Here is a 2,489-nt window from a genome sequence, read left to right as displayed (position 1 = left end):
GCCGGGGGCCGGCCAATTCGACGGCGCGCGCTTCCTCTTCGACTGGCCGGAGCCGCGCCCCGGGTCCGGGTCATCGGCATGCGGTGTGGGCTCAACGGGCGAGAACGAGCACCACATCGGGTGACATGGACGTGGTCGGTCCCTCATCTGGGAGGTTCCGTCCCGATGCTGGGGGAGCCGCGAGACGGAACCACGGAAGGACCCGGCCCATGACCACCACCGCACAGGACATCATCGCCCTCAAGCTCGAGCGCGAGTTCGACGCCATGGACGCCAACCAGGACGGCTACCTGGACTGGTCGGACTACCAGCAGCTCGCCGACCGCTACATCCGGGCCTATGGACTCGACAAGGAGGACCGCCGGGCCCGGGCGCTTCAGAGCTTCCACCAGATCTACTGGCTGGAGCTGCTGCGTCACGCGGGCGTGGACTCGGACCGGCTGACGAAGGACCAGTTCGTCATGGCCAACCGCCTCGCGGCCATCGACACCAGCCGGCTCAACGTGACCGAGGGCGGCGGTCACACGATCTTCGACGTCCTCGACGTCGACGGTGACAACGAGATCAGCAAGGACGAGTTCGTCCGCTTCGTGCGGGACGTACGGAAGGGCAACGCCCCCGAGGCCATGGAGGCGTTCACCCGGCTGGACATGGACGGGGACGGCATGATCTCGCGTATGGAGTTCATCCGCGCGATCCGTGAGCACTACCTCTCGCAGGACCCGGACGCCCCGGGCAGCATGTTCTTCGGGCGCCTCTGACCCCGCTTCCGGGCACCCGCCGCTTGCGGCCGGGGCCCACGACGGCCGTCCACCGGGATCCGGACCCGGCGGGCGGCCGTCGCCGCGCGCACACCTCTTCCGGGCCCCGCCGCCCGCTTCCCGTGAGTCGGGACTCTCGAACTCAGCGGTGGGACTTCTTCATCTCACCGACGAAGGCCGTCCAGGCGGGGGCGGCGAAGCCGAGAACGGGACCGGCCGGCGCCTTGCTGTCACGCACCGGCACCACCCCCGGAACCCCACCGGCCACCTCGACGCAATCGCCACCCTCCTGATTGCTGTAGCTGCTCTTGCGCCAACCGCCGGCGCTGGTGCCGGGACGGGATACTCGCTCCACTGTGATCGTCCTCCATCGCGGATCGGATCATGTCGAGTGACATGAGTGGCGGCAAAGCTACTGCCCGCAACCGATCGTAGAGGAACGAGTAGAGGCCGACCTCGGACGGATCCTCGATGAGTTGGCCGTAATCCGCGCCTTCTGTGTAGGCGACCTCGGTCTGATCCGGCAGGGTCAGCACCGTGAGCGAGCCTCCCATCGAGTCGTGTTCGCCCTGGTCGAAAGGGAGGACCTGCAAGGTCACCCGGGGGTCGCGGGCCGCTTCCAACAGTCGCTCGAACTGAGCCCGCATGACCTCCTGCCCCCCGACCGGCCGTCGCAGCACCGCTTCGTCCAACACCAACCACAACTCGGGTTGGTCCGGCTCCCGAAGCCGATCCTGTCGCCGCAACCGGGCGGCCAACCGTTCCTTGAGATGCGTCTCATCGCGCAGCGAACGCCCCCTGCTCAAAACGGCCCTGGCGTAATCAGCGGTCTGCAACAGGCCCGGCACCACATGCGCGGCGTACTGATGAATCCTCACCGCCCTCGCCGAGTACTCCATGAACGCCCGGGACCAGTCGGGGAAGGTCTCGCGGTAGACGTACGGCCACAGGTCGGTCAACAGGCTGTCCGCGTTGAGGATCTCGTCCAGGGCGCGGGCGAGCGCCAGCGTGGGGCGGGCGCCGCACGCCCGCTCGATCTGGGTGATCCGCGAGTCGACCACGTAGGCCCGGCGGCCCAGTTCGGCCTGGGTCAGCCCGGCCGCCGTGCGGAGTTTGCGGACCCGGGCGCCGAACAGCGCCGCCATCGAGGAACGCGGGTCGATCTCCCTCGCCATGACTCCACTCCCGTCTCCCGGCGCTTACGTGCCCGGGGGTAAGGCCTTCTTCCCTTCCGCACCCGGGCTTTCCTGCCGAAACCTGAAGACGGAAGGTCACCGCGCACGCACGCTGCGCACCGGCACCACCCATGAAGGACCAATTCCGTGTCAAAGGCGATGCCGTCATCCGAAGATGACCCGAACGAGCGAACGAGCACCCGGTCCGGTTCACCAGGCCCGGGGCCGAGCCTCACCGAACGCGACTCACTCACCCGCGCACCGGTGTTCCCGTCGGGCCCGGCTGCCTCGGTGCCGTTCCCCGCCACCCCGGAGGGCGCCCGGTCCGCCCGCCGGTACGCCGTGGCCCACCTCGCCGCCGAGGGCTTCCCGTCGTCCTCCGAGATCTCGGGCACGGTCGCGCTGCTGGTGGGCGAACTCGCCGCCAACGCCGCCCGCCACGGCCGGGTGCCCGGCCACGCCCCGAGCCGCGGGTTCCGTCTCCGCCTGGCCGTCGCCCCGGATCGCGGCGGGGTCCGGATCGAGGTCACCGACGCCTCGCCCGCCCTGCCGC

General features: G+C 69.6%; 4 protein-coding genes. 2 read left to right on the top strand and 2 right to left on the bottom strand.

Translation table 11 applies throughout. From position 1 onward, the window contains the following. Positions 1 to 209: 209 nt before the first annotated feature. Positions 210 to 761, top strand: a complete 552-nt coding sequence (locus FNQ90_RS19625) for an EF-hand domain-containing protein (RefSeq protein WP_182607569.1) — start codon at positions 210 to 212, stop codon at positions 759 to 761. A gap of 142 nt (positions 762 to 903) precedes the next feature. Here the strand turns inward: FNQ90_RS19625 and FNQ90_RS19620 are convergent, their stop codons facing one another. Then, complete coding sequence (locus FNQ90_RS19620) at positions 904 to 1,029, bottom strand: DUF397 domain-containing protein (protein ID WP_182607568.1); 126 nt, start codon at positions 1,027 to 1,029, stop codon at positions 904 to 906. Further along, the gene (locus FNQ90_RS19615; protein ID WP_182607571.1) at positions 992 to 1,906 is read right to left on the bottom strand and encodes a helix-turn-helix domain-containing protein; all 915 of its coding nucleotides are present in this window, start codon (positions 1,904 to 1,906) and stop codon (positions 992 to 994) included. The genes FNQ90_RS19620 and FNQ90_RS19615 overlap by 38 nt, the downstream gene beginning before the upstream one ends. 321 nt (positions 1,907 to 2,227) lie before the next feature. Here FNQ90_RS19615 and FNQ90_RS27600 point away from each other — a divergent pair. After that, on the top strand, positions 2,228 to 2,489 hold a 262-nt coding region (locus FNQ90_RS27600), incomplete at its 3' end, for an ATP-binding protein (protein ID WP_323380082.1).

It is taken from the genome of Streptomyces alkaliphilus (assembly GCF_014141535.1).
In the GTDB taxonomy this organism is placed as follows: Bacteria; Actinomycetota; Actinomycetes; order Streptomycetales; family Streptomycetaceae; genus Streptomyces; species Streptomyces alkaliphilus.
Note: the sequence above shows the minus strand (reverse complement) of the source record. Positions and strands in the feature narration are given on the sequence as shown.

Excerpts from the sequence above, each read along its gene's own strand:
- FNQ90_RS19625 (WP_182607569.1), top strand. The coding sequence starts at position 210 with ATGACCACCACCGCACAGGACATCATCGCCCTCAAGCTCGAGCGCGAG.
- FNQ90_RS19615 (WP_182607571.1), bottom strand. The coding sequence starts at position 1,906 with ATGGCGGCGCTGTTCGGCGCCCGGGTCCGCAAACTCCGCACGGCGGCC.